Here is a 24,607-nt window from a genome sequence, read left to right as displayed (position 1 = left end):
TCCGGATGATGTGGAGACCCCGTGCCTCATTCGCACTCCAGACGCAGGCTCGCGCCCGCCGTGCCCGTCGTGCTGTCCCTGACGGCCTCGCTCGGCCTCCTCCCGGCGGCGGCCTCGGCGGCGCCCGCCACGACACCGGCGGCACGGGCGGCACGGGCGGCGGCGAACGGCCCGAACCTCTCCTACGTGGTCAACACCCGGACCGACCGCCGCACGATCGAGTCGGTACGCCGGGAGATCACGCGCAACGGCGGTTCCCTCGTGGCCGATTACGACGGGATCGGAGTGTTCGTCGTCCACTCCCCGGACCCCGGGTTCGGCGCGCGGATGCGTGCGGTACGCGGGGTGGACTCGGCCGGTGCCACGCGCAACGCGCCGCTGCCCGCCCAGTCCACCGCGGACATGGGCACGCCGAAGGCGCTCAGCGCCCAGGAGATCGCCGCGGCCGGCGCGAAGGCGACGGGGGGCCAGGATCCGCTGGAGCCGTTGCAGTGGGACCTGCCGGCCATCAAGGCGGACAAGGCGCACGAGAAGACCCTGGGCAGCCCGGACGTCACGGTCGCCGTCATCGACACCGGCGTGGACGACACCCACCCGGACATCGCGCCCAACTTCGACCGCGCGGACTCGGTCAACTGCGTGTCCGGCAAGCCCGACACGACGGACGGCGCCTGGCGGCCGAGCGCGTCGGAGAGCCCGCACGGCACCCACGTGGCAGGCGAGATCGCGGCCGCGAAGAACGGTGTCGGCATCACGGGCGTCGCGCCGGGCGTCAAGGTGGCCGGCATCAAGGTCGCCGATCCGAAGGGCTACTTCTACACCGAAGCCGTGGTCTGCGGCTTCATGTGGGCGGCCGAGCACCACGTCGACGTGACCAACAACAGCTACTACACCGACCCGTGGTACTTCAACTGCACCGGCGACCCGGACCAGAGGGCGCTGGCCGACGCCGTCACCCGGGCCTCGCGGTACGCGGAGAAGAAGGGCACGGTCAACGTCGCGGCGGCGGGCAACGAGAGCTACGACCTCGCGTCCGACTCGATCACCGACAAGGCCTCCCCGAACGACGGCACCCCGTCGGACCGCGTGATCGACCCGCACGCGTGCTACGACATACCGACCCAGCTGCCAGGTGTCGTGACGGTCGCGGCGACCGGCGCGAAGGGCCTGAAGTCGTCGTTCTCCAACTACGGCCTCGGCGTGATCGACATCGCCGCGCCGGGTGGCGACTCGACGGCCTACCAGAAGCCGGAACCCCCGGCGACGAGCGGCCTCATCCTCGGCCCGCTGCCCGGCGGCAGGTGGGGGTACATGGCGGGCACCTCGATGGCGACCCCGCATGTCGCGGGTGTTGCCGCATTGATCAAGTCAACCCATCCGCACGCTCCGGCGAGCCTGGTGAAGGCGCTGCTCTACGCGGAGGCCGACGCCGCGCCGTGCACGGACCCGTACGACATCAATGGTGACGGGAAGGTCGACGCGGTGTGCGAGGGGGTGAAGAACCACAACGGCTTCTACGGCCGGGGCACGGCGGACGCACTGGCCGCGGTGACCTGGTGACCCATTGGCCGCGTGGTCGGGCGGGAAGCAAAGTTGATTGAATCAATATTGATTCATCAATAATGCATAGTGTAGTCATGACAGATACCGCGTCAGACATCGCGTCCGGCATCTCGGCGGACATCGCGTCCGCATGGACCGCACTGGGCGGCGATCCCGCCCTCCTGTCCCGGGTGACGACGGTCGAGCGCCCGGACGCCCTCCCGGCGCGCCTGCCCGTACGGCAGCTGGCCCGCGCGTGTGCCGGTGCCTGCGCACTGGCCGCCGCGGAGCTGGCGGCCCGCCGGGCGGGGCTCGCCGAGGTGCCCGGCGTCCGGGTCGACGACGGCGCCGTCGCGACCGCCTTCCACAGCGAGCGGCACCTGCGGGTCGACGGCCGGGCCCCGGTCGCCTTCGCGCCGCTGTCGCGGTTCTGGCGGACGGCCGACGGCTGGGTGCGCACCCACGCCAACTACCCGCACCACCGGGCCCGGTTGCTCGGTGCGCTGGGCCTGCCCGAGGACGCCTCGGCGGACCGGGCGGCCGCCCGGCTCGCCGAGCGGCCGGCCCTGGAGGTCGAGGAGGCGGTCCTCGGCGCCGGCGGTCTCGCCGTGGCCCTGCGCACCCGGCAGGAGTGGGCGGCCACCGAGCAGGCGGCCGAGGTGGCCGCGCGCCCGCTGGTCGAGCGCGTGCGCCTGGACTGTGCACGCGCGCGCGTGCTCGCGCCGCTCGACCCCGCCACGGCTCCGCTGCTGCCCGCCGCGGGGCTGCGCGTGCTGGACCTGACCCGGGTCCTCGCCGGTCCCGTCGCCACCCGCACCCTCGCCCTGCTGGGCGCGGACGTCCTGCGGGTGGACGCCCCCTGGCTGCCCGAACTGCCCGACCAGCACGCCGACACGGGGTTCGGCAAGCGGTCCGCCGCCCTCGACCTGCGCACGGACCGGGACACCTTCGAGAAGCTGCTGGCGTCGGCGGACGTCGTCGTCACCGGCTACCGGCCCGGCGCCCTCGACGCGTTCGGGCTCTCGCCGCAGGCCCTGGCCGAGCGCAGGCCCGGGCTGGTGGTGGCGCAGGTCTCGGCGTGGGGCGCGTACGGGCCGTGGGGCGGGCGCCGCGGCTTCGACAGCCTGGTGCAGGTCGCCACCGGCATCGCCGTGGCCGAGGGCTCGACCGAGGAGCCCGGTGCGCTGCCCGCGCAGGCCCTGGACCACGGCACCGGTTATCTGCTGACGGCGGCCGTGCTGCGGGCGTTGACCGAGCAGTCGTACGACGGCGGCGGCCGGTCGGTGCGGCTGGCGCTGGCCCGCACGGCGCACTGGCTGACGGACGGAATCCGGCCGACCGCGGCCACGGGCGCGCCGTACCCGGGCCCGGACGCCTGGCTGGCCGAGACGGACGGCCCGCTCGGCCGGCTGCGCCACGCCCTGCCACCGGTGACCTTCGCGGACGGCCCCGGGGACTGGGCGGCGTCCCCGGTGCCCTGGGGGTCGTCCCCGGCCCGCTGGCGGTGAGCGTGCGGGCGGCCGGAAACGTACGTATGGGTGGAATGCCGTAGCCCCAGTTGTTTTCCGGGACTTGCCCGGTTCTGCGGCGACTGGCGAAGATCCCGGGGTGAGCGCGACACGACCGGCCGCCGAGGCCACCGACGAGGGCGGCCCCGACCGGCGGTCCGGCACCGGCCGGGCCGTCGCCCTCCTCGTCCTGACGGCGCTGGGCGCCCTGATCCCGCTGCTCGGGCCGGCGGCGGCGCTGCGCGGCACCGGGGAGGCCGCCGCGCCGGGCGTGGGCGGCATCGGACTGCTGCGCGCGGTGCTGTTCGCCGCGCTGAGCGTGCCGCTGGGCGAGCTGTTCGTGCGGGGGCTCGCCGGGCGCGTACCCGGCGCCCCGGCCGGGCGGCCGCGCAGCTGGGCGCCGCCGGCCGCCGGGGCCGGATTCGTCGCCGCGCTGGCGCTCGCCTCGGTGGTCTCGGCCGGCGATCTGATCCCGCACGGCCTCGGCCAGATCGACGTGGGCGGCCTCTACGGCTCCCGCGACGGCAAGCTGGCCCTGCTGGAGGTCAACGGCTTTCTGCTGGCGGGGTTCTGCGCACTCTCGCGGCGTCCGGCGGCGCAGGCGTGGCCGCTGGCCGCGGTGGTGGTCGCCGAGGCGCTGCGCGCGCACCCGGCCACCGAGCACGGCCCGCTCACCGGTGCGGCGCTGACCCTGGTGCACCTGACCTGCGGGGCGCTGTGGACCGGCGGTCTGCCGTACGCCCTGCGCACGCTCGGGCAGTGGCGCGGTGACCCGGCGGGGGCCGCGCTGCTCGGCCGCTACGCGCGCGCGGCGCTCGTGCTGCTCGCGGTCATCACCGCGACGGGCGTGTGCAGTTCGCTGCGGCGGATGCCGGCGGCCACGGTCCTGGACCAGCTGACGACGACGGCGTACGGGCGCACCCTGCTGGCCAAGGTCGTCCTGGTCGCCGTCGTCGCCGTGCTCGCCCTGTGGGCGCGGATCCGGCTGCGCCGCGCGCCGGACCCGCTGGCCGCGTCGGCGCCCGCGCGGGGCGAGGTGATCGCCCTGGGCGCGGTGGTCGCGGTCTCGGGCCTGCTCACGGCGCTGCCGCTGCCGATCCGCTGGACGTGATGACTATCTGGACGACTCTTGATCGTGACGTTGACTCAGTTGTCGTTGATTCAGTCGTCGTTGATTCAGTCGTTGGTGACGAGCACCTTGAGGGCGGTGCGCTCGTCCATCGCCTTGTAGCCGTCCGGCACACCCTCGATGCCGACGGTCAGGTCGAACACCGGCGAGGGGTCGATCGTGCCGTCGAGGACGTCGGGGAGCAGGTCGGGGATGTAGGCCCGGACCGGGGCGACACCGCCGCGCAGGGCGATGTTCCGGTCGAACATGACGCCGAGGTCCAGACCGGTGCCGCTGCCGTGCGGCACACCGACGAAACCGATGGCGCCGCCGTCGCGGGTGATGTTGACGGCCGTACGCATGGACTGTTCCGTGCCGACGGCCTCGACCACGGCGTGCGCGCCTTGCCCGCGGGTGAGTTCGCGGACGGCCTCCACGGCGGCGTCCCCGCGCTCGGCGACGACGTCGGTGGCGCCGAAGCGGCGCGCGATGTCGGTACGGACCTCGTGCCGGCCGAGGGCGATGATCCGCTCGGCACCGAGCCGCTTGGCGGCGAGCACGGCGCACAGGCCGACCGCGCCGTCCCCGACGACCGCGACCGTGGCGCCGGGCCGGGCGCCCGCGCCGAGGGCGGCGTGGTGGCCGGTGCCGAGGACGTCGGAGAGGGTCAGCAGGGCGGACAGCAGGTGGTCGTCGGAGGCCGCGTCCTTGGGCAGCTGGACCAGGGTGCCGTCGGCGAAGGGCACGCGCACGGCCTCGCCCTGACCGCCGTCGTAGCCGACGGAGCCCCAGAAGCCGCCGTGCTCGCAGGACGTCGTCAGACCCTCGCGGCAGTAGTCGCAGACGCCGTCGGACCACATGAAGGGCGCGACGACCAGGTCACCGCGCCGGACGGTGCCCACCTCGGAGCCGGTCTCCTCGACCACGCCGAGGAACTCGTGCCCGATGCGCTGACCCGGCTGCCGGGCCGCCTCGCCGCGGTAGGCCCACAGGTCGCTGCCGCAGATGCAGGCGCGCAGCACTCGGACGACGGCATCGGTGGGCAGCTGCACCACGGGCTCGGGGACGTCCTCCACGCGCATGTCGTACGGGGCGTGGATGGTGGTGGCGCGCATGGCGAGGGTCCTTCTCGTGCGGGGTCGTGCGGCGCCCGCGGGGGTGTGCGGGCGCACCTCACGGTACGCCGTGGTCACCACCGGCGGCGCGCCCAGGGTGCCCCCGACCGGCGCCCCGGCGCCCGTACGGCCCGCCCGGCACGCCCCGGCCACCCGTACGGCCCGCCGGCGACGCCCGTACGGCCCTCGTGGCCCGCCCGTCAGACACCGGCCACGCCCAGCAGGCTGCCGGCCGCGTAGGTGACCCCCATCGCCAGGGCCCCGCCCACCACGTTGCGCAGCACCGCCCGCCCGGGGCGGGCCGCGCCGAGGCGGGCGCTGGTCCAGCCGGTGAGGACGAGGGCGGCCAGGACGGAGACGACGGTGACCGGGAGCCGCAGGCCAGCCGGGGGCAGCACGATGGCGAGCAGCGGCAGCAGCGCGCCCACCGTGAAGGCGGAGAAGCTCGCCCACGCCGCGTGCCAGGGGTTGGTCAGCTCGTCCGGGTTGATGCCCAGCTCCACGCGCGCGTGCGCCCGCAGCGCGTCCCGCGCGGTGAGCTGCCGCGCGGCCTCCCGGGCCACGTCACGCGTCAGGCCGCGCTCCTCCAACAGGCCGGTCAGCTCGCGCAGTTCGGCCTCCGGCCGGTCCCGCAGTTCGCGCCTCTCCACAGCCAGCGCGGCCACCTCGGAGTCCCGCTGGGTGGAGACGGAGACGTACTCGCCGGCCGCCATGGACATCGATCCGGCGAGCAGCCCGGCGAGTCCGGCGGTGAGCAGGGCGGACCGGCTCTGGGTCGCGCCGGCCACACCGACGACGATGCCCGCGGTGGAGACGATGCCGTCGTTCGCGCCGAGCACGGCGGCCCGCAGCCAGTTCAGCCTCGCCCCGAGCGCGCCCCCGTGTGCCTCGTCGTGCGTTGGTTCCGTCACAGCAGGGAGGATCCCACTCCCGGAGCCCCTCGCGCCGCACCGACGCCCGCCGACACCGCTGCCGGGGGCGGGGGTTGGCGGAACCGTGTTCGGGTGGTGCCTTCACGCACGCACGCGTGTGCGGCACCCGGGCGCGAGGGCGGCACCCACCGGGACCTGTGGGACCGCGCTGTCAGTCCCGGCCCGTATCCTCAATGACCATGCTCGAAGACCGTGCGACCGCAGTGTCCTCCCCCACCCAGTGGCCGGCCGCGTATCCGAAGGGATACGCGGTCGTTGACGTGGAGACCACCGGCCTGGCCCGGGACGACCGGATCATCTCGGCCGCCGTGTACCGGCTGGACGAGCGCGGCGAGGTCGAGGACCACTGGTACACCCTGGTCAATCCGGAGCGCGATCCGGGACCGGTGTGGATACACGGTCTGACGAGCGAGACGCTCGATGGCGCGCCGCTCTTCGCGGACATCGCGGAGGAGTTCGCGGCCCGGCTGGACGGCCGGGTGCTCGTGGCGCACAACGCCGTCTTCGACTGGCAGATGATCGCGCGGGAGTACGCGCGCGCGAAGCGCGAGGCGCCGGTGCGTCAGCGGCTGTGCACCATCGCGCTGTCGAAGGAGCTGGGGCTGCCGCTGCCCAACTTCAAGTTGGAGTCGCTGGCGGCGCACTACGGCGTCGTGCAGCAGCGGGCGCACCACGCGCTGGACGACGCGCGCGTGCTGGCGGAGGCGTTCCGGCCGAGCCTCGCGGCCGCGGCGGCGGGCGAGGTACGGCTGCCGCTGCTGGAGTGCCGGCCGCTGACGGAGTGGTCGGACCGCCCCGTGCCCCGCCAGCCCTCCGGCGGCTACGGCGGTTACCGGCCGAGCAGCTGGCGCCCGTCCCGCAGGCGGCCCGCCTGCCCCTACCCCAACCCCGGCCGGTACGAAGACGGCAAACACCTCAAACAGGGCATGCGGGTGGCGTTCTCCGGGGACACCTCGACCGAGCGCGAGCTGCTGGAGGACCGGGCGACCGAGGCCGGGCTGCACGTGGCGTCCAGCATCTCGCGGCTGACCAGCCTGCTGGTGACCAACGATCCCGACTCGGGCACGTCGAAGGTGGTCAAGGCCCGCCAGTTCGGCACGCCGGTGGTGGACGAGGCCGCCTTCGGGCAGCTGCTGCGCGACGTCGAACCCGCCGACGAGTGACCGTACGGGCCGATCGGTGACCGGCGGACGGGTGACCGTACGAACGGGTGATTGACGGGAGACTCACCCGGCGGCCGCTCGCCCGGGCCCCGGCGACGGCTCACCCTGAGGCGTATGGCGAAATGTGAAGTTTGCGGCAATGACTACGGAATGACCTTCGAGGTCCACGCCCAGGGCGCGGTGCACGTCTTCGACTGCTTCTCCTGCGCGATCCAGCGCATGGCACCGCTCTGCGAGCGCTGCGAGGTCTCGATCATCGGCCAGGGTGTGGAGGCCGACGGCAGCTTCTACTGCGGCGCCCACTGCGCCCGCGAGGCGGGGAAGGTGGGGATCGTCGACCGGGTGTGACCCGACCCGGCTGAGGGCACCCCACAGCGCGGGGGTACCGTCGTGGGGTGCGTCGCTACCGCTTCCTTTTGTCCGTCCAGTGGGTCATCCTCACGCTCGTCTCGATCGCCCTGATCCCGACGATGATCCGGCTCGGCTTCTGGCAGCAGCACCGGTACGAGCAGCGCACCGCGCGCAACGACCTGGTCTCCTCCGCGCTGCACGCCAAACCGGTCCCGGTCGAGCGGCTCTCCGCCCCGGGGCACGCCGTGACCCGCGCCGAGAGGTACCGCACGGTCACCGCGACGGGCACCTTCGACACCGCCCGCGAGGAAGTGGTCCGGCGCCGGACCAACTCCGACGACGAGGTCGGCTTCCACGTGCTCACCCCGTTCGTCCTGGCCGACGGCAAGGTGCTGCTCGTCAACCGCGGCTGGATCCCCGCGAACGGCGTCCAGACCGCCTTCCCGAAGATCCCCGCCCCGCCGGCCGGGAAGACCACGATCACCGGGCGGCTGATGGCCGACGAGACCACCGCGGCGAGCGGCATCAAGAACATCCAGGGCCTGCCCGCCCGGCAGGTCATGCTGATCAACAGCGCGCAGGAGGCGCACCGGCTCGGCGCCCAGGTGCTCGGCGGTTACGTCGAGCAGACCGGGCCGCAGACCGACTCCCCGGAGCAGATCTCCGACCCGGGCACCGAGGACGCCCCGCTGAACTACGCGTACATGATCCAGTGGTGGCTGTTCGCCGCGGCCGTCCCGTTCGGCTGGTGGTCCCTGGTCCGGCGCGAGCTCCGCGACCGGGCGGCGGCCGCGGCGGCCGAGGCCGCGAAGGAGACGCCCGAGGAGGCGGCGCCGGCCGCCGTGTGACCCTGGGCGTGCGAGGGCAGGTCACTCCCCCGGCGCACCCCCTGGTTGGCCCCCGGGCCCGCCGGGAACCCGCATCCCGTGAACGCGCGCATCGAGGACTACGCCCTCATCGGTGACGAGCAGACCGCGGCCCTGGTCGGCAGGGACGGCTCGATCGACTGGCTGTGCCTGCCCCGCTTCGACTCCGGGGCCTGCTTCGCGAAGCTGCTGGGCGACGAGGACCACGGGTACTGGCGGCTCGCGCCCAAGGGGGCCGGGGTCTGCACCCGGCGCGCCTACCGGCCCGACACCCTCGTCCTCGACACCGAGTGGGAGACCGCCGACGGCACCGTGCGGATCACCGACCTGATGCCGCAGCGCGACCGCGCCCCCGACGTCGTACGGATCGTGGAGGGCGTCAGCGGGCACGTCACCGTCCGCAGCACCCTCCGGCTGCGCTTCGACTACGGATCGATCGTGCCGTGGATGCGCCGCGCCGACGGCCACCGGGTCGCCGTCGCCGGACCGGACTCGGTGTGGCTGCGCACCGAGCCCGCCGTGGAGATGTGGGGCGAAGACCTCGGCACCCACTCCGAGTTCACCGTCGCCGAGGGCCAGCGGGTCGCGTTCGTGCTGACCTGGCACCCCTCGCACGAGCCGCGTCCCCCGCTCGTCGACCCCTGCAAGGCGCTGAGCGCCAGCGTCAGCGACTGGCGGCGCTGGGCCGCCCGCTGCCGCTACGGCGGGCCGTACCGGGACGCGGTCGTCCGGTCCCTGATCACGCTCAAAGCGCTCACCTACGCCCCGACGGGCGGGATCGTCGCCGCGGCCACCACCTCGCTGCCCGAGGAACTGGGCGGGGTGCGCAACTGGGACTACCGCTACTGCTGGCTGCGCGACTCCACCCTCACCCTCGGCGCCCTGCTCACCGCCGGCTACCACAAGGAGGCCGAGGCCTGGCGCGACTGGCTGCTGCGCGCGGTCGCGGGCGACCCGGCGGACCTCCAGATCATGTACGGCCTGGCCGGCGAGCGCCGGCTGCCGGAGTGGGAGCTGGCCTGGCTGCCCGGCTTCGCCGAGTCCGCGCCCGTGCGCGTCGGCAACGGCGCCGTCGACCAGCTCCAGCTGGACGTGTACGGCGAGGTCATGGACTCGCTGTACCTGGCCCGCACCACGGGGCTGTCCTCCAAGCCGCACATGTGGGCGCTCCAGCGGGCGCTGATGACGTTCCTCCAGTCGGCGTGGCGCCAGCCCGACGAGGGCCTGTGGGAGGTGCGCGGCGGGCGGCGCCAGTTCGTGCACTCGAAAGTGCTGGTGTGGGTGGCCGCCGACCGCGCCGTACGGACTCTGGAGGAGCACCCGGAGCTGACGGGCGACGCGGACGGCTGGCGGGCGATGCGCGACGAGGTCCACCGGGAGGTGTGCGAGCAGGGCTACGACTCCCGGCGCGGGACCTTCACCCAGTACTACGGCTCGCGCGAACTGGACGCCGCCCTGCTGCTGATCCCCCGGGTCGGCTTCCTGCCGCCCGACGATCCGCGCGTGATCGGCACGGTCGACGCGATCCGAGCGGACCTCGGCCACGGCGGCTTCGTGCGCCGCTACGACACGGACGCCGTCGGCGTCGACGGCATGCCGGGCGGCGAAGGCGCCTTCCTCGCCTGCTCGTTCTGGCTCGCGGACGCCCTGCACATGACGGGCCGGACGGACGAGGCCCGGGAACTCTTCGAGCGGCTGGTCGCGTTGGTCAACGACGTGGGGCTGCTGGCGGAGGAGTACGACCCGGCGCTGGGCGGCCAGGTGGGCAACTTCCCGCAGGCCTTCAGCCACATCGCCCTGGTGAACACCGCCCTCACGCTGTTCGGCGACGAACAGGCAGGATAGAGCGCATGGATCTTGGACTGAAGGACCGGGTGTACATCGTCACCGGGGCGACGCGCGGGCTGGGCAACGCCGCCGCGCGGGAACTCGTCGCCGACGGCGCGAAGGTCGTGATCAGCGGCCGGGACGAGAAGCGGGTCGCCGACGCCGCCGCCGAACTGGGCCCGAACGCGCTGGGCATGGCCGTGGACAACTCCGACGAGCGGGCTCCCGAGCGGCTGATCGCGGCCGCCCGTGAGCACTTCGGGGGCTTCCACGGCGTGCTGGTGAGCGTGGGCGGTCCGCCGCCCGGGTTCGTCGCGGACAACACCGACGAGCAGTGGCGCGGCGCGTTCGAGTCGGTGTTCCTCGGCGCGGTGCGGCTCGCGCGCGCGGCGGCGGCCGAGCTGGAGCCCGGCGGGGTCATCGGCTTCGTGCTGTCCGCGTCGGTGTACGAGCCGATCCCCGCGCTGACCATCTCCAACGGGCTGCGGCCCGGTCTCGCCGGGTTCGCCAAGTCCCTCGCGGACGAGCTCGGACCGCGCGGGATCCGGGTGCTCGGTCTGCTGCCGTCGCGCATCGACACGGACCGCGTGCGCGAACTGGACGGGCTGTCCGCCGACCCCGAGGCCACCCGGGCCGCCAACGAGTCCCGGATCCCGCTGCGGCGGTACGGGACGCCGGAGGAGTTCGGGAAGGCCGCGGCGTTCCTGCTGTCGCCGGCGGCCTCCTACCTGACGGGGATCATGCTCCCGGTGGACGGCGGTATGCGGCACGGGTTCTGACCGTCGTCACGTGACCCTCTCGGCAGGGTGTTTGACCACCCGCAGGCGTACCTCCGCCGGGAGGGACGCCAGCCGGGCCGAGTCGCGGGCGTGCGCCAGTGCCCCGGCCGTGAAGGCGGCCAGGGCCGCCGACGGGTCCGTGTGCGGCTCCAGTTGGAGCCAGATCCGCGCCGTGGGTGCCGTACGGCGGCCGCGCAGGACGGCCTCGGCGTGGGCCACGCCGTCCTGCCGGACGGCCTCCTGGGCGAGCGCCGCCTCCAGGGCCCTGCCCCGCAGGAGCGCGTGCGCGCCGTCGCCGGTGTCGACGACGATCTCGGCCGGCCGGCGGCGGCGCAGGACCGTGGTCAGCCACCACAGGGCGAGCAGCACCAGGACGGCCAGGCCGGCGAGGACGGCCGGCCACCACCAGTCGGTGTGCCGCCAGCGGATGCGCCCGGCCCGGCTCAGCAGGACGTCGTGCGGGCCGGTGTACGGCCACCAGGAGGGCACCGGCGCGCCCAGGCCGACGGCCAGCACCGAGCCGCCGAGCACGAGCAGGAGCAGGCCGACGAGGCCCAGCACGACACGGTTGAGGCGGCCCGCGCGCATCGCCGTCACCCCTTCCGTCCGGGCCGTGTCACCCGCAGCGTCAGTGTGGGCGGCCGGTCCAGGCCGAGGCCCCTGATCGCCTCGCCGAGCGTGAGGGAGAGGTCGGCGCGGACGTCGTCCAGGTCGCGGAAGTGCGAGACGGCGCGGACGTCGGCCTTGCTCCGGCGCATCCGCACCCGTACCGAGCGGACCCCGGACACGTCCAGGGCCCGGTCGCGCAGCAGCAGCGCCGCGGCCTCGCGCCGGAGCGCGGCGCGGACGTCGGGGTGCGGACGCCGCATCGGCAGCAGGCCGCGCCGGCCGGGCGTGACCGCGAGGACGATCAGCCACAGGCCGAGGGCGGCGGCGACGCCCGCGCCCACCAGCACCCAGGTGTCGTCCAGGTGCCGTTCGGCCAGTTGCCGGGCCAGGGCGCGGCGCCAGCGCATCGCCGGGCGGTGGGCGCGGACGGCGGCGACGTCGTAGAGCAGCAGGCCGGCGCCGGCCACGAGCAGGACGGCGACGACGGCGGCCGGGACGCGGCGCGGCGCCCAGAAGCGCCGGCTGCCCCGGGGTGCGGGCGGGGGTTTGTCGAGGGCCGGGGTGCTCGTCGGTGGCTCGCTCATCACGCCCTCCCGTGGACCGCGCCGGGTGCCGGTGCCGGATGCAGCCGCTCGATCCGGACGGCGACCTCGGTCACCTTCCTCTCCACCAACGCGCTTACCCGCTGGGCGACATGGCGACGCACGGCCGCGCTGTGGGCGCCGACGTCGCAGGGGTAGGCGAGTTCGAGGTGCACCTGGATGCGGGCCGTGTCGTCGTGGCAGACGACGGTGGCGTGCGGGGCGGCGGCGTCGGCGGGCGGGGGTGGCAGTGCCTCGCGGGCGGCCTGCGCGGTGATCTTCGCCACGACCCGGTCGGCGATCCGCAGGGCGCCACGCTCACCCGGCGGTGCGAGGGCCGGGCGCGGGCGCACCACGCCGGTCTCGGCGCTCACCGCCCGTCACCGCCGCCGGTCGCGCCGGTCGTCGCGGGTGCGGAAGAAGTCGCCCAGCTCCAGGTCGCCCTCCGCGAACCGGCCGGCGACGAACCCGATCGAACCCAAGGCCGCCACCAGCAAAAAGGCCCCGAACCCGCCGAAGTACCCGGCGAATCCCAGCGCCATTCCGGCGATCATGCCGACCAGGGCCATGCTCATGCAGCGCTCCTCAGCTCGTCAGCGTGCGGGTCCGGGGCCGTGCGGTCGGATCACTGGATCCGGGGCTCGGGCTCCTCGTCCTCTTCCTCGGGCAGGTTGACGTCGCTGACGGCGATGTTGACCTCGACGACCTCAAGTCCCGTCATGCGCTCCACGGCGGCGATCACGTTCTCGCGCACGGCCCGGGCGACGTCGGCGATCGAGACACCGTAGTCCACGACGATCTCCAGGTCGAGCGCGGTCTGCACCTCGCCGACCTCGGCCTTGACGCCGCGCGTCACCGACCTGGAGCCGCCCGGCACCCGGTCGCGCACGGCGCCGAAGGTGCGGGCCAGGCCGCTGCCCATGGTGTGCACGCCGACCACGTCCCGGGCCGCGAGCCCGGCGATCTTCTCCACGACGCCGTCGGCGATGGTCGTCCGGCCGCGACCGGCCGGGTCGCCGCCGCCGCGCCGGGTGGCCTTGCGGGCCGACAGCCGCTCCCACTGTTCGCCCTCGTGATCGCCCTCGGGGGTCGTCGTCATGTCGGTCATCGCCGTACGTCCCTTTCGGTCGTCGTCTCCGGACCACCGTACGCATGGTTCCCCGCCCGCACACCGGGGATACGGCAGGCTGGTGGAATGACGGCGGACCGGTGGACACAGACCGCGCGGCAGCTTGTGGGGCTGGGCAGGCTGCTCCCGCTCGGCGGGGTGCGCGACGGCGCGTGGATCGCGGAGGGGGCGGCCGCGGCCGTGCTGGAGCGTGCGGCGGCGGACGGGGTGCCCGGGGTGCGGCTGGGCGCGCTGCGCATCGGGCTCGCCGATCCGCAGGAGGCGCACGACCCCGTCGTACCGCCCCCGCCGGGCGCGTTGCCACCGGGCCCGCTGCGGGTGACGGCGGACTTCGCGGCGACGGCCGCCGAGCCGCTGCCGGTGGTGGCGTCCCGGCTGCGGCAGGCCCTGGCCACGGCCGCGACGGACGGACTCGGCCTGCTGGTGCGGGAGGTGGACCTGCGGGTGACCGATCTGCTGGAGGTGGCGCAGCCGCCCCGGGAGGTGCGTCCGCCCCGGCCGACGGCGGCCGCGGAGCCCACGGACCCGGACGAGGCCCGAGCGGCCGCGGCCGTGCTGTCGGTCCCGGGAGTGACGGGGCTGACCGCCTCCCTCGGGCGCGGGATCCGCCTGGAGGAGCGCGCGACCGGTACGACGGCCCTGCCCCGCCTCCACGCGCGCGTGGAGGTGGCGACCGGCGCGGATCACCGGGCCGTCGACGTGGCCCGGCGGGTCCGCACGGCCGTACGGCAGGCGCTGGAGGACAGGCCGACGGTGACGGTGTCGATCACGGCGGTCGGCTGACCGGCGCACGCGACCGCCGTCCTCGGCCCGGGCGCCCTTGGCCTGCTATTCGCCGAGGCCGGCCAGGTCCCGGAGTCGGCGTGCCTGAGCAGCCCGCTCGGCGGCCCGCTGCTCGTCGTAGGTACGGTCTGCGGCACCGCGCAGCAACGCCTTGGTCTCGACGACCGCGTCCCGCGGTGCGGCCAGCAGCGCCGCGGCCAAATCCCGTGCGGCCGCGTCCAGTTGGTCGGCGGGCACCGCGAGGTTGGCCAGCCCGGACGCCACCGACTCCTCGGCGCCGACGAACCGTCCGGTGGCGCAGATCTCCAGCGCGCGGGCGTACCCGACGAGACCGACCAGCGGGTGCGTGCCGGTCAGGTCGGGTACGAGGCCGAGGCTGGTCTCGCGCATGGCGAACTGCACGTCGTCCGCGACGACGCGCAGGTCGCACGCGAGCGCGAGTTGGAAGCCGGCCCCGATGGCATGCCCCTGGACGGCGGCGATGGACACGAGGTCGTTGCGCCGCCACCAGGTGAACGCCTCCTGGAACTCGGCGATGCTCGCGTCGAGCCCGGCGTCGTCACGACGCGCGAGATCGATGAAGGTCGGCTCGCCCGGGATCCCCTCCGGGGTGAACATCTGTCGGTCCAGCCCGGCGGAGAAGGACACGCCCTCGCCGCGCAGCACGACGACACGGACGGAGCCCGGCAGCAGCCGGCCGACCTCGGTGAGCGCCCGCCACAGGGCGGGGCTCTGCGCGTTGCGCCTGGCCGGGTTGGTCAGCGTCACCGTGGCGAGCGCGTCGTCGACGGTGAGTCGTACGCCGTCCTTGTCGAGTACAGGAGCGAGGTCCTGGTCGGGCGAAGCCATGGAGCGCCTCCGATGGGTGCGGTCGGTCAGGCATGCCAGCCGTGCTGGACACGCTTAAGTGACTGCACAGTAACCACCCGGCCGGTCAGACCGCCGACCGGGTGGCCACCATCGAAGCCGATGGCCGCCCGAAGTCAGGACGATGCGGCCTTCTTGCCCCGGGTCGCTCCGCCACGCCCACGAAGCGTGACGCCCGACTCGCTGAGCATCCGGTGTACGAAGCCATACGAGCGGCCGGTCTCCTCGGCCAGCGCCCGGATGCTCGCACCGGAGTCGTACTTCTTCTTCAGGTCTGCCGCGAGCTTGTCGCGCGCGGCGCCGGTCACCCGGCTGCCCTTCTTCAGAGTCTCGGCCACCCGTGCCTCCTCATGGGAAGTGCGCTCTGGTCTCCTCATGATCACCCCTCCTGGTCGCTATGGCCACCCATTCGGCAAGGTCGGTGGGACATCGTTGTGACGACAGGAGTGGATCCCCACAAGCGGAATTCGATGTTCCAGGAGGCGGCACCCGTGCGACCGAACGGGTGGATTCACGAAGTACCAGGTCAGCGACGCGAAACGGCCGACCCCTTGGCGATGAAGGGATCGGCCGGAAAATCCGTGTACGACACACCCCGATACGAGGAGATCTCACACAGATGATGGATCACCGATGAGCCGAATGATCCATCCGCGGTGGATCACGCGAGGGCGACGAGGTCCGCGTAGTCGGAGCCCCACAGGTCCTCGACGCCGTCCGGGAGCAGGATGATCCGCTCCGGCTGCAGCGCCTCGACGGCGCCCTCGTCGTGCGTGACGAGGACGACCGCGCCCTTGTAGGTGCGCAGCGCGCCGAGGATCTCCTCACGGCTCGCGGGGTCGAGGTTGTTGGTCGGCTCGTCGAGCAGGAGCACGTTCGCCGAGGAGACCACCAGGGTCGCCAGCGCGAGCCGGGTCTTCTCGCCGCCGGACAGGACACCGGCGGGCTTGTCGACGTCGTCGCCGGAGAACAGGAACGAGCCGAGCACCTTGCGGACCTCGACCAGGTCCATGTCGGGGGCGGAGGAGCGCATGTTCTCCAGGACGGTGCGCTCGGGGTCCAGGGTCTCGTGCTCCTGCGCGTAGTAGCCCAGCTTGAGGCCGTGGCCGGGGACGACCTCGCCGGTGTCGGGCGTCTCCACCCCGCCGAGCAGGCGCAGCAGGGTCGTCTTGCCGGCGCCGTTGAGGCCGAGGATGACGACCCGGGAGCCCTTGTCGATGGCGAGGTCGACGTCGGTGAAGATCTCCAGCGAGCCGTACGACTTCGACAGGCCCTCGGCCATCAGCGGGGTCTTGCCACAGGGCGCGGGCTCCGGGAAGCGCAGCTTGGCGACCTTGTCGGACTGGCGGACCGCCTCCAGGCCGGAGAGCAGCTTGTCGGCGCGGCGGGCCATGTTCTGCGCGGCGACCGTCTTGGTGGCCTTGGCGCGCATCTTGTCGGCCTGCGCGTTGAGCGCGGCGGCCTTCTTCTCGGCGTTGGCGCGCTCGCGCTTGCGGCGCTTCTCGTCGGCCTCGCGCTGCTGCTGGTACAGCTTCCAGCCCATGTTGTAGATGTCGATCTGGGCGCGGTTGGCGTCCAGGTAGAACACCTTGTTGACGACCGTCTCGACCAGGTCGACGTCGTGGCTGATCACGATGAAGCCGCCGCGGTAGGTCTTCAGGTAGTCGCGCAGCCAGATGATCGAGTCCGCGTCGAGGTGGTTGGTCGGCTCGTCGAGGAGCAGGGTGTCCGCGTCGGAGAACAGGATCCGGGCCAGCTCGATACGGCGGCGCTGACCGCCGGAGAGCGTGTGCAGGGGCTGGCCGAGGACGCGGTCGGGCAGGTTGAGCGCGGCGGCGATGGTGGCGGCCTCGGCCTCGGCGGCGTACCCGCCCTTGGTGAGGAACTCGGTCTCCTGACGCTCGTACTGCTTGAGTGCCTTCTCGCGGGTGGCGCCCTGGCCGTTGGCGATGCGCTGCTCGTTCTCGCGCATCTTGCGGATCAGCACGTCGAGCCCGCGCGCGGACAGGATCCGGTCCCGGGCGAGGACGTCGAGGTCTCCGGTGCGGGGGTCCTGCGGGAGGTAGCCGACCTCGCCGGAGCGGGCGATCTGGCCCCCGGCCGGGATGCCCTCACCGGCGAGGCACTTGGTCAGGGTGGTCTTGCCGGCGCCGTTGCGGCCGACGAGGCCGATGCGGTCGCCCTTGGCGACACGGAAGGTGGCGTTCTCGATGAGGACGCGCGCACCGGCGCGCAGCTCGATACCGGAGGCGGAGATCACGGACAGACTCCAGGGCGTACAGGAAGGGGCGGGCGGACGGCTGAGGGCGTTCGCGCCGTCTAATGCGCGAGGAGAATGGCCATAGGACAAGTCTAACGGGACGGTGCAAGCGGTTTTTCTACGTCCGTGCGTTCGGGCAGCGCTGTCAGTGGTGGCTGCGAGACTGGGCGGGACACCACGGAACCGGCGTACGAGGGCGTACGAAGGAGTGATCGGCATGGCGGGCATGGGCGGTGGACGGCCGAGCATCTACCCCTCGCTGCTGTACGCGGACGCGAAGGCGGCGATCAGACAGCTGACGGAGGCCCTGGGCTTCACGGAGCTGTCGGTGTACGAGACGGAGGGCGGCACGGTGATGCACGCCGAGCTCGTCCAGGGCCACGGCGCGGTGATGATCGGCTCCAAGGGCCGGGGCGGCCGTTTCGACGCGGCGATGAAGGACGCCGGGCCCGCCGGGGTGTATGTCGTCGTGGACGACGTGGACGCCCACCACGAGCGGGCCCTGGAGCACGGCGTGGAGATCCTCGTGCCCCCGACGGACCAGGACTACGGCGCGCGGGACTACCTGGCCCGGGACCTTGAGGGCAACATCTGGAGCTTCGGGACGTACGCCCCCGAGATCGGCGTCTGAGCCGCCGGAGGCGGCCGGAGCCGCCGTGCCGCTCAGCCGCCGGTGTGCACCTGGAACGCGGCCCGGCGCACGGCCTTGGCCAGGGCCGGGTCGGGGTGGGCGGCGGCGAGCGCGACGAGGACCTGCACGGTGCGCGGGTGACCGACGGCGCGGACCTCGTCGAGCAGCTGGGGGACGGTGGGCTGCACCGCGGATTCCAGATGCCGGACCAGCATCGGCGCCTCCCCGTGGTCGGCGACGGCGGCGGCGGTGTCGACCCACAGCCAGGTCGCCTCCTCGCGGGTGAGGACCTCGTGGGCGTCCTCCGGGTCGGCCCCGTCGTGCTCGGCGAGCCACAGCAGGGCGTACGGCCGCAGGGCCGGCTCGTCCACGACCGCGTGCACGTCGGGCTCGGCGGGGCCGCCGACGACGCGCAGCGCCTCGAAGGCCAGGCCGCGCAGCAGGGCGTCCTCGCCGCGCGCGGCGTCGATCAGCTCGGTGACGGCGCCGCCGACGGGCCGGGCGGCGAGCCAGGCCCGGTACTCGGCGCGGGCCGCGTTCGGCCGGAGCTGGGCGCAGCCGCGCAGCATGTCCTCGGCGGACTGCTCGATGTTACCGGCGGGGCTCTGCGCGGCCACGCAGATCTGCTCCAGCTTGACCCACACCGCCCAGCTGCCCAGCGGGGTGAGGGTGGCCTGGTCGTCGCCGTAGGTCAGGGCGCCGACGGCGCCGAGGGCCCGCAGGGCCCAGTCGAGGAGCGGGGCAAGCGGGGTGTCGGCGGCGGGCGCGGGGTCCGCGGGCTCGGCGTCGGTTCCCGCGGGCCGCTCGGTGCCGGGCTCGTAGGAGATCTCGCAGCGCTCGGTGCGCAGTTCCGTGACCCGCTGCTGGAGCAGGTCGAGCAGCTGCGCGCGCGGGACGGGCCCGGCGGACAGCTGGAGGAAGGAGAGCACCTGGGGCATGGCCGAGACGACCTCGGCGACGGCGGCCGGCTCGTGCTCCTCCGGCTCCGGGGAGGCCAGCGACCAGGCGTCGAAGAGGGCGACCCAGCCGCGCAGCACGGCGCTGTCGTCGCGGTCCCAGGCGCGCAGCCGCCAGCCGGGCCGCGCGCTGTCGCCGTGCACCTCGACGAGTCCGGCGAGGCGGGCGGTGTCCCAGTCGGCGCGGACCTGAGCGGCGTTCAGGCCGAGGTCGGCGGCGGCGCGTTCGGCCGTCGGATCGGAGAGGGTGGCCTTGCCGTCGGCGGTGGCGCCGGGGCTGCCGGAGCCGAGAGCGGTGTCGGCCCAGCGGGCGACGCGGACCGCGCCCGCGAGGCCGGTGCGCGCCATTCTGGCCAGTTCGGCCGGGGCGGGGGTGCCCTCCGGCGGCCGGGGTGCGGGGCGCTGCGGGTGCCGCTGGTTCACGGCTCTGGGGGCGGCGGCCAGGGGTCGCGGTCGGACGAGTCGAAGCCTGGAGTCGCGCGGGATACGGGACGTCACGGGTGCAGTCTTCCGGTTGACGGTCCGAAAACCCAAACGGAATGTCACGGCGGGCGACGGGGCTGGCCAACGCACGGGGTCCGGCGCGGGGCGAGGAGGGTGGATCAGGCCAGTCGTACGGCCTTAAACGGAATGCCCTGCACCGGGGCTTTCGGTGCATGCCGGACAGCCGGGACCCCGGTCACACCAGCGGGGTCATGAACCGGCGCAGCCGTTCCTGGTACTCCCGTGGGCCGGCGTTCCACATCGCCGCGTGCGGGGCCCGGGCCACGGTGTGCAGGGCGACGAGATCGGGGCGGCGGGCGGCGAGGCGGCGGGAATGCTCCCAGGGGGCCACCTGGTCGTCGGGGCCGTGGAAGATCAGGGTCGGCACGGTGAGCAGGTCGGGGTCGGTGGGCCCAGCGGCCCGGTCGGCGTACAGGCCGGTGCGGCCCTGGGCGGCGCGCACGGCGAGCGGCAGCAGGGGCGGCGGGGTGTGCCGGGCCCGGGCGAGGGCGCGCAGCGTGGCCTCCCAGCTCAGCACCGGCGAGTCGAGGACCAGCCCGGCGATGCGCTCGCGCACCGGGGAGTGCTCGGCGGCGCGCAGGGCCATGGTGGCGCCGGTGGACCAGCCGAGCAGCACGACGCGGCGGGCGCCGTAGCGGACGGCGTAGCGGATCGCCGCGTCCACGTCGCGCCACTCGGTCTCGCCGAGGTGGTTCAGGCCGTCCGGCGGGCGCGGGGCGCCGAGGTCGCCGCGGTAGGCGAGGGCGAGGACGGGCACGCGGCGGGAGTGCAGGGGGCCCATGAGGTTCAGGGCCTGTTCCCGGGTGGTGCCGAGGCCGTGCACGGCGATCACCCAGGTGTCCCGGGCCGCGGGCACGAACCAGGCGGGGAGGTTGCCGAGTTCGCCGGGCACGTCGATGTCGGCGTGGTCGAGGCCGAGGGCGTCGCCCGGGTTGCCGACGTAGAGGTTCGGGGTGAGCCACACCGCGTCGCCGGAGGCGAGGGTGCCGTGCGTGACGCGCTCCAGGCGGCGTACGACGGTGTCGGCGCTGTGCTCCGCCCCCGCCAGGACGGGGCCGACGACCGCGTGGGAGCCGTCGCCGGCGAGGCCGTAGGTGCCGGGACGCAGGGAGGCGAGGGCGCGGGTCAGCGCGATCCGGCCGGCGGCCGTGCCGTGCACGGTCAGGCGGGGTTCGGTGGGCAGCGGCCGGCCCGCGGGCGCCTTCAGCGCGGCGTCGCTGGCGTACCGGCCGGCGGCGACGGACGCCGCGCCGGCCGCCAGGACCGCGGTGACCGCCGTGGCGGTCGCTCGGACGGGGCGCACCTGTCCAGTGTCGTAGGGGTCACGGCCACCGGCCAGTGGAGCGGCGGGGCGGATCGAGGTGCGCGGTGCCGAAAGGCGGCTGCGGAAGACCGGGCGGAACCAGGCGGACGGGGCCGGGGGCGGCACGCCCCGTGCTCACTTCCGCTGCCCGTACCCGCGCAACTTCTCGCTCGCCGCGGCCAGTTGGGCCCCGGTCAGCAGGGACGGGCTCAGGCCCGGCACGCTGGACGCCGTCAGCCACAGGCGGCACATCCACTCCAGTTGGGCGGTGCGGTCGTAGGCCTGGTCGAGGGTGGTGCCGTAGGTGATCGTGCCGTGGTTCTGGAGGAGGCAGCCGGAGCGGTCGGTGAGGGCGCGGAGCATGTTCCCGGCCAGTTCGTCGGTGCCGTAGGTGGCGTAGGGGGCGACCCGGACGGGGCCGCCGAGGGCGCCGGCCATGTAGTGGACGAGCGGGAGTTCGGGGACGAGCGTGGAGACCGCGGTGGCGTGCACGGCGTGGGTGTGGACGATCGCGCGGGCGTCGGTCGTGCGGTAGACGGCGAGATGCAGGGGCAGCTCGCTGGTCGGCACCAGGGTGCCGAGCACCTGGCGGCCGGTGAGGTCGACGCAGGTGAGGTCGTCCGGGGTGAGCCGGTCGTAGGGGACGCCCGACGGGGTCACCAGCACGCGGTCCCCGACGCGTGCCGAGACGTTGCCCGAGGTGCCGACCACGAGCCCGTCGGTTACGGTTCGCCGCGCCGTCGCGACCAGCTCCGTCCACGTACGTTCCAGTTCCGCGTCCCACCGCTGCTCAGCCATGCCGTGATCCTGCCAGCCGCACGGCCCGGACGTGGCGATTCCGGAGCGCACGGGGACCCGCGAGCGACCCGCGAGAGGCACGTGAGGGGCGCGCGAAGGAGGCACCGGGGGTCGCCCGGAAGGCGCCCGCGGCCGGAATCACTTACCCCCGAATGGGCGGAGTTCATATCAAATCGCTCGGAAATGGCCCAAATTTGACGCTCGTCAGGCCTTGAATGATCCCTCTTGCTCGCCGGACGCCACGCCGTCCGCCGACCCGGGGAGACACATGGCCCGTGTACGCACTCTTCTCCGTCGCCGCGCCGGTGCCCTCGCCGCGATCACGGCGGCACTCGCCCTCGCGGTGTCCGCGGCCGGCCCCCCGGCCGCGGCCTCGGACGCGCCTCGGGGGCACGACGTCTCCTCGCACCAGAAGCACGTCGACTGGAAGGCGGCCCGGGACGACGGCGCGCGGTTCGTCTACGTCAAGGCGACCGAGGCGACGAGCTACCGCAACCCCTACTTCGACGAGCAGTACGGCGGCGCCCGCGCGGCGGGCCTGGTGCGGGGCGCGTACCACTTCGCGCTGCCGGACAGTTCCTCCGGCACGGCGCAGGCCCGGTACTTCGTGCGGCACGGCGGCGACTGGCGGGCGGACGGCTGGACCCTGCCGCCCGCGCTCGACGTCGAGTACAACCCGTACAGCAAGAAGCGCAAGTGCTACGGGCTGACGAAGAAGCAGATGGTCCGCTGGATCCGGTCCTTCAGCGACGAGGTGAGGAACGAGACCGGGCGCCGTCCGGTGATCTACACCACGACCCAGTGGTGGAGGCTGTGCACCGGCAACAGCGGTGCGTTCTCCTCCAGCAACCCGCTGTGGATCGCCGGAAACGGCACCTCCGGACCGGGGGCGCTGCCGGGCGGCTGGCAGTACTGGACGTTCTGGCAGCACGCCACCGACGGCGCCCTGCCGGGTGACCAGGATCTCTTCAACGGCTCGGTCGGGCGGCTGCGGACCTTCGCGCGCGGCTGACCGCCATGGGGCGCCTGGGGCGCGGGCGACGGGCGGAGACGAACGGAATCCCATCGGCCCACTCCGGACACCGCCACGCCTGCCTCAGTTCACCTTCCGTTCACCCAGGTTATCTACGTTCATCCAGCCAATGACCTCGAACGATTGCCTGGGTAAATGGAAAGCTTCTCGCTGATCCTCGCGATTGTGGTGGTAACCGCACTCGCGTTTGATTTCACGAACGGTTTCCACGACACCGCCAACGCGATGGCCACCACCATCTCGACAGGCGCCCTGAAGCCCAAGATCGCAGTTGCCATGTCCGCCGCCCTGAACCTGGGCGGCGCCTTCCTGTCCGTGGAGGTCGCGAACACGATCTCCAAGGGGCTCGTCGACGAGAAGGGCATCCGGCCCGAGGTCATCTTCGCCGCCCTCGTCGGCGCGATCCTCTGGAACCTGGTGACCTGGCTGGTGGGCCTCCCGTCCAGTTCCTCGCACGCCCTGATGGGCGGTCTGATCGGCGCCACGGTCGCCTCGGCCGGCTTCGGTGCCGTGCACGGCGACGTACTGGTGACCAAGGTGCTGCTCCCGGCGGTCGCCGCGCCGATCGTCGCGGGTGTCGCGGCCATGCTGGCCACCCGCCTGTCGTACGGCGCCGATGGCAAGACGGAGGGCAAGGCCGAGAGCGAGGCCTCCCGCAAGGGCTACCGCGTCGGCCAGATCGCCTCCGCCGGTCTGGTCTCCCTGGCCCACGGCACCAACGACGCCCAGAAGACGATGGGCATCATCACCCTCGCGCTGATCGCGGGCGGCGCCATCGCCCCGGGCTCGAACCCTCCCACCTGGGTGATCCTCTCCGCCGGCCTGGCCATCGCGCTCGGCACCTACATCGGCGGCTGGCGCATCATCCGCACCATGGGCACGGGCCTGACCGACCTGGAGCCGCGCCAGGGCTTCGCCGCCCAGACCAGCGCCGCGACCGCCATCCTGGCCTCCTCCCACCTGGGCTTCTCCCTGTCCACCACGCACGTCGTCTCCGGCGCGGTGATGGGCACCGGCGTCGGCCGCAAGGGCGGCGTGGTCCGCTGGTCCACCGCGACCCGCATGCTGGTCGCCTGGATCCTCACGCTCCCGGCCGCCGCGCTGGTCGGCGCGGGCGCCGAGTCCGTCACGGACCTCGGCGACTGGGGCACCGCCGCGGTCGCCGTCTTCCTGGTCGCGTCCAGCGCCGCGATCTGGAAGATCTCCCGCCGCGAGGTCATCGACCACACCAACGTCGTCGAGGAGACCGAGGAACCGGCCGGTGTGGTGACCACCGCCATCGCAGCGGTGGCCCCGCCCCCCTCGGGGACGATCGGCGAGGACCTGACGGCCACGATCCCCGCCCCGGCCGCCACCGAGACCGCGACCCCCGCCGCCCAGGCCGCTCCCCCGGCCGCCACCGTCTGACCCCGGCCCCCTCGGTTACCAAGGAAGCATCCCCATGAAGATCGACTGGTCGGCCATCGGCTCCGTCTTCGGCGTCAGCCTCGTGTTCACGGTGGGCCTCGTGGTCCTGTTCACCCTCGGCATCAGGGGCCTGACCCGGCGCGAGCGGGCCGTGGCCCAGGGCGACTCCGCCGCCCTCGCCGTCACCGGCGCCTACGTCTGCTTCGCGACCTGCGCGGCGGCGGTGGCGTACGGCATCTTCCTGATCGTCTCCAAGAGCTGACACAACGGCACGGCGAAGGCTCCCCCGCGTCCTGGACGCGGGGGAGCCTTCGCCGTGCCGGGCGGTCACGCGCGCCCCGCGATGTGGGGATCGGCACACTCCCCCCGTGCAGGTCAACAGCAAGTTGACGGCCGTTCCGGGCCCGTGGTGGACTGCCCGGGCCATGTACGGCGGCAGGAGAGGAAGCCGGTGCGAATCCGGCGCGGTCCCGCCACTGTCACCGGGGAAGAACCCCCGGGAGCCAGGAACTCTCACCGCCGAATCTCGTCGAACCAGGGCGCGGACACCCTGAG

The 24,607-nt window shown here is 73.8% G+C and carries 26 protein-coding genes and 1 riboswitch; of the genes, 13 read left to right on the top strand and 13 right to left on the bottom strand.

What is annotated here, in order from left to right; translation table 11 throughout:
• The first annotated feature begins 21 nt into the window (after positions 1 to 21).
• From ACZ4MF_RS03555 to ACZ4MF_RS03545, 3 genes are all read left to right on the top strand, one after another.
• Positions 22 to 1,560 (top strand): S8 family peptidase, encoded by a 1,539-nt coding sequence (locus ACZ4MF_RS03555; protein WP_467489387.1) that lies wholly within the window; start codon positions 22 to 24, stop codon positions 1,558 to 1,560.
• 77 nt (positions 1,561 to 1,637) lie between these two features.
• Entirely contained in the window at positions 1,638 to 3,050 is a 1,413-nt protein-coding gene (locus tag ACZ4MF_RS03550; RefSeq protein WP_467489385.1) for a CoA transferase, read from the top strand.
• Positions 3,051 to 3,150: 100 nt separating this feature from the next.
• On the top strand, positions 3,151 to 4,161 hold the full coding sequence (locus tag ACZ4MF_RS03545; protein WP_467489383.1) for a CopD family protein: 1,011 nt from the start codon (positions 3,151 to 3,153) through the stop codon (positions 4,159 to 4,161).
• Positions 4,162 to 4,226: 65 nt separating this feature from the next.
• Here the strand turns inward: ACZ4MF_RS03545 and ACZ4MF_RS03540 are convergent, their stop codons facing one another.
• Together ACZ4MF_RS03540 and ACZ4MF_RS03535 are read right to left on the bottom strand one after the other, a co-directional pair.
• On the bottom strand, positions 4,227 to 5,273 hold the full coding sequence (locus ACZ4MF_RS03540; RefSeq protein ID WP_467489381.1) for a zinc-dependent alcohol dehydrogenase family protein: 1,047 nt from the start codon (positions 5,271 to 5,273) through the stop codon (positions 4,227 to 4,229).
• Between the two features lie 200 nt (positions 5,274 to 5,473).
• Complete coding sequence (locus tag ACZ4MF_RS03535) at positions 5,474 to 6,184, bottom strand: VIT1/CCC1 transporter family protein (RefSeq protein ID WP_467489379.1); 711 nt, start codon at positions 6,182 to 6,184, stop codon at positions 5,474 to 5,476.
• Between the two features lie 200 nt (positions 6,185 to 6,384).
• Between ACZ4MF_RS03535 and ACZ4MF_RS03530 the strand changes: the two genes are divergently transcribed.
• The 5 genes from ACZ4MF_RS03530 (at position 6,385) to ACZ4MF_RS03510 (ending at position 11,191) form a co-directional block, all read left to right on the top strand.
• Positions 6,385 to 7,368, top strand: coding sequence for a DEDDh family exonuclease (locus tag ACZ4MF_RS03530; RefSeq protein ID WP_467489377.1), 984 nt, complete (start codon positions 6,385 to 6,387; stop codon positions 7,366 to 7,368).
• A 114-nt stretch (positions 7,369 to 7,482) separates the two neighbouring features.
• Positions 7,483 to 7,716, top strand: coding sequence for a hypothetical protein (locus tag ACZ4MF_RS03525; protein ID WP_467489376.1), 234 nt, complete (start codon positions 7,483 to 7,485; stop codon positions 7,714 to 7,716).
• Between the two features lie 47 nt (positions 7,717 to 7,763).
• Entirely contained in the window at positions 7,764 to 8,567 is an 804-nt protein-coding gene (locus tag ACZ4MF_RS03520; RefSeq protein WP_467489374.1) for an SURF1 family cytochrome oxidase biogenesis protein, read from the top strand.
• A 78-nt stretch (positions 8,568 to 8,645) separates the two neighbouring features.
• A complete protein-coding gene (locus tag ACZ4MF_RS03515; protein ID WP_467489372.1) occupies positions 8,646 to 10,430 on the top strand; it encodes a glycoside hydrolase family 15 protein in 1,785 nt (594 codons plus the stop codon).
• A 5-nt stretch (positions 10,431 to 10,435) separates the two neighbouring features.
• Positions 10,436 to 11,191: an SDR family oxidoreductase gene (locus tag ACZ4MF_RS03510; RefSeq protein ID WP_467489370.1), complete on the top strand. Its 756-nt coding sequence runs from the start codon at positions 10,436 to 10,438 to the stop codon at positions 11,189 to 11,191.
• Positions 11,192 to 11,197: 6 nt separating this feature from the next.
• Here ACZ4MF_RS03510 and amaP read toward each other — a convergent pair whose 3' ends face one another.
• From amaP to ACZ4MF_RS03485, 5 genes are read right to left on the bottom strand one after another with little or no spacing between them, the layout of a single operon-like run.
• On the bottom strand, positions 11,198 to 11,779 hold the full coding sequence (amaP, locus tag ACZ4MF_RS03505) for an alkaline shock response membrane anchor protein AmaP (RefSeq protein WP_467489368.1): 582 nt from the start codon (positions 11,777 to 11,779) through the stop codon (positions 11,198 to 11,200).
• 5 nt (positions 11,780 to 11,784) lie between these two features.
• Positions 11,785 to 12,384, bottom strand: coding sequence for a DUF6286 domain-containing protein (locus ACZ4MF_RS03500; protein ID WP_467489366.1), 600 nt, complete (start codon positions 12,382 to 12,384; stop codon positions 11,785 to 11,787).
• Positions 12,384 to 12,755, bottom strand: a complete 372-nt coding sequence (locus tag ACZ4MF_RS03495) for an Asp23/Gls24 family envelope stress response protein (RefSeq protein ID WP_467489364.1) — start codon at positions 12,753 to 12,755, stop codon at positions 12,384 to 12,386. The genes ACZ4MF_RS03500 and ACZ4MF_RS03495 overlap by 1 nt, the downstream gene beginning before the upstream one ends.
• Positions 12,756 to 12,761: 6 nt before the next feature.
• Positions 12,762 to 12,956 carry a hypothetical protein gene (locus tag ACZ4MF_RS03490; protein ID WP_467489362.1) on the bottom strand — a complete coding sequence of 65 codons (195 nt, stop codon included), beginning with the start codon at positions 12,954 to 12,956 and terminating at the stop codon, positions 12,762 to 12,764.
• A gap of 50 nt (positions 12,957 to 13,006) precedes the next feature.
• A complete protein-coding gene (locus ACZ4MF_RS03485) occupies positions 13,007 to 13,489 on the bottom strand; it encodes an Asp23/Gls24 family envelope stress response protein (protein ID WP_467489360.1) in 483 nt (160 codons plus the stop codon).
• Between the two features lie 87 nt (positions 13,490 to 13,576).
• Here ACZ4MF_RS03485 and ACZ4MF_RS03480 point away from each other — a divergent pair, with 87 nt between their 5' ends.
• Entirely contained in the window at positions 13,577 to 14,293 is a 717-nt protein-coding gene (locus tag ACZ4MF_RS03480) for a nucleopolyhedrovirus P10 family protein (protein ID WP_467489358.1), read from the top strand.
• A 45-nt stretch (positions 14,294 to 14,338) separates the two neighbouring features.
• Here the strand turns inward: ACZ4MF_RS03480 and ACZ4MF_RS03475 are convergent, their stop codons facing one another.
• The 3 genes from ACZ4MF_RS03475 to ACZ4MF_RS03465 form a co-directional block, all read right to left on the bottom strand.
• On the bottom strand, positions 14,339 to 15,142 hold the full coding sequence (locus tag ACZ4MF_RS03475; protein ID WP_467489356.1) for an enoyl-CoA hydratase/isomerase family protein: 804 nt from the start codon (positions 15,140 to 15,142) through the stop codon (positions 14,339 to 14,341).
• 134 nt (positions 15,143 to 15,276) lie between these two features.
• Complete coding sequence (locus ACZ4MF_RS03470; RefSeq protein ID WP_004002281.1) at positions 15,277 to 15,498, bottom strand: helix-turn-helix domain-containing protein; 222 nt, start codon at positions 15,496 to 15,498, stop codon at positions 15,277 to 15,279.
• 323 nt (positions 15,499 to 15,821) lie between these two features.
• Positions 15,822 to 17,420, bottom strand: coding sequence for an ABC-F family ATP-binding cassette domain-containing protein (locus ACZ4MF_RS03465; protein WP_467489354.1), 1,599 nt, complete (start codon positions 17,418 to 17,420; stop codon positions 15,822 to 15,824).
• A 217-nt stretch (positions 17,421 to 17,637) separates the two neighbouring features.
• Between ACZ4MF_RS03465 and ACZ4MF_RS03460 the strand changes: the two genes are divergently transcribed.
• Positions 17,638 to 18,051 (top strand): VOC family protein, encoded by a 414-nt coding sequence (locus ACZ4MF_RS03460; RefSeq protein WP_467489352.1) that lies wholly within the window; start codon positions 17,638 to 17,640, stop codon positions 18,049 to 18,051.
• Between the two features lie 32 nt (positions 18,052 to 18,083).
• Here ACZ4MF_RS03460 and ACZ4MF_RS03455 read toward each other — a convergent pair whose 3' ends face one another.
• The 3 genes from ACZ4MF_RS03455 to ACZ4MF_RS03445 all read right to left on the bottom strand — a co-directional run bounded on the left by ACZ4MF_RS03455 (position 18,084) and on the right by ACZ4MF_RS03445 (position 21,612).
• Positions 18,084 to 19,505 carry a hypothetical protein gene (locus ACZ4MF_RS03455; RefSeq protein WP_467489350.1) on the bottom strand — a complete coding sequence of 474 codons (1,422 nt, stop codon included), beginning with the start codon at positions 19,503 to 19,505 and terminating at the stop codon, positions 18,084 to 18,086.
• A 181-nt stretch (positions 19,506 to 19,686) separates the two neighbouring features.
• The gene (locus ACZ4MF_RS03450; protein ID WP_467489348.1) at positions 19,687 to 20,814 is read right to left on the bottom strand and encodes an alpha/beta hydrolase; all 1,128 of its coding nucleotides are present in this window, start codon (positions 20,812 to 20,814) and stop codon (positions 19,687 to 19,689) included.
• A 135-nt stretch (positions 20,815 to 20,949) separates the two neighbouring features.
• A complete protein-coding gene (locus tag ACZ4MF_RS03445) occupies positions 20,950 to 21,612 on the bottom strand; it encodes a class II aldolase/adducin family protein (protein WP_467489346.1) in 663 nt (220 codons plus the stop codon).
• Positions 21,613 to 21,880: 268 nt separating this feature from the next.
• Here ACZ4MF_RS03445 and ACZ4MF_RS03440 point away from each other — a divergent pair, with 268 nt between their 5' ends.
• From ACZ4MF_RS03440 to ACZ4MF_RS03430, 3 genes are all read left to right on the top strand, one after another.
• On the top strand, positions 21,881 to 22,624 hold the full coding sequence (locus tag ACZ4MF_RS03440; protein ID WP_467489344.1) for a lysozyme: 744 nt from the start codon (positions 21,881 to 21,883) through the stop codon (positions 22,622 to 22,624).
• A 156-nt stretch (positions 22,625 to 22,780) separates the two neighbouring features.
• Positions 22,781 to 24,052, top strand: a complete 1,272-nt coding sequence (locus tag ACZ4MF_RS03435; RefSeq protein WP_467489342.1) for an inorganic phosphate transporter — start codon at positions 22,781 to 22,783, stop codon at positions 24,050 to 24,052.
• 34 nt (positions 24,053 to 24,086) lie between these two features.
• Positions 24,087 to 24,314 (top strand): hypothetical protein, encoded by a 228-nt coding sequence (locus ACZ4MF_RS03430; protein ID WP_467489340.1) that lies wholly within the window; start codon positions 24,087 to 24,089, stop codon positions 24,312 to 24,314.
• Between the two features lie 131 nt (positions 24,315 to 24,445).
• Positions 24,446 to 24,584, top strand: a riboswitch (cobalamin riboswitch).
• Positions 24,585 to 24,607 lie beyond the last annotated feature (23 nt).

The organism is Streptomyces sp. NPDC025793 (assembly GCF_055558375.1).
This window is presented reverse-complemented; position numbering and strand designations above follow the sequence as displayed.

Coding starts and splice junctions, on each gene's coding strand:
- ACZ4MF_RS03550 (WP_467489385.1), top strand. CDS start 1,638: ATGACAGATACCGCGTCAGACATCGCGTCCGGCATCTCGGCGGACATC.
- ACZ4MF_RS03540 (WP_467489381.1), bottom strand. CDS start 5,273: ATGCGCGCCACCACCATCCACGCCCCGTACGACATGCGCGTGGAGGAC.
- ACZ4MF_RS03530 (WP_467489377.1), top strand. CDS start 6,385: ATGCTCGAAGACCGTGCGACCGCAGTGTCCTCCCCCACCCAGTGGCCG.
- ACZ4MF_RS03525 (WP_467489376.1), top strand. CDS start 7,483: ATGGCGAAATGTGAAGTTTGCGGCAATGACTACGGAATGACCTTCGAG.
- ACZ4MF_RS03510 (WP_467489370.1), top strand. CDS start 10,436: ATGGATCTTGGACTGAAGGACCGGGTGTACATCGTCACCGGGGCGACG.
- amaP (WP_467489368.1), bottom strand. CDS start 11,779: ATGCGCGCGGGCCGCCTCAACCGTGTCGTGCTGGGCCTCGTCGGCCTG.
- ACZ4MF_RS03500 (WP_467489366.1), bottom strand. CDS start 12,384: ATGAGCGAGCCACCGACGAGCACCCCGGCCCTCGACAAACCCCCGCCC.
- ACZ4MF_RS03490 (WP_467489362.1), bottom strand. CDS start 12,956: ATGAGCATGGCCCTGGTCGGCATGATCGCCGGAATGGCGCTGGGATTC.
- ACZ4MF_RS03485 (WP_467489360.1), bottom strand. CDS start 13,489: ATGACCGACATGACGACGACCCCCGAGGGCGATCACGAGGGCGAACAG.
- ACZ4MF_RS03480 (WP_467489358.1), top strand. CDS start 13,577: ATGACGGCGGACCGGTGGACACAGACCGCGCGGCAGCTTGTGGGGCTG.
- ACZ4MF_RS03475 (WP_467489356.1), bottom strand. CDS start 15,142: ATGGCTTCGCCCGACCAGGACCTCGCTCCTGTACTCGACAAGGACGGC.
- ACZ4MF_RS03460 (WP_467489352.1), top strand. CDS start 17,638: ATGGCGGGCATGGGCGGTGGACGGCCGAGCATCTACCCCTCGCTGCTG.
- ACZ4MF_RS03445 (WP_467489346.1), bottom strand. CDS start 21,612: ATGGCTGAGCAGCGGTGGGACGCGGAACTGGAACGTACGTGGACGGAG.
- ACZ4MF_RS03440 (WP_467489344.1), top strand. CDS start 21,881: ATGGCCCGTGTACGCACTCTTCTCCGTCGCCGCGCCGGTGCCCTCGCC.
- ACZ4MF_RS03435 (WP_467489342.1), top strand. CDS start 22,781: ATGGAAAGCTTCTCGCTGATCCTCGCGATTGTGGTGGTAACCGCACTC.
- ACZ4MF_RS03430 (WP_467489340.1), top strand. CDS start 24,087: ATGAAGATCGACTGGTCGGCCATCGGCTCCGTCTTCGGCGTCAGCCTC.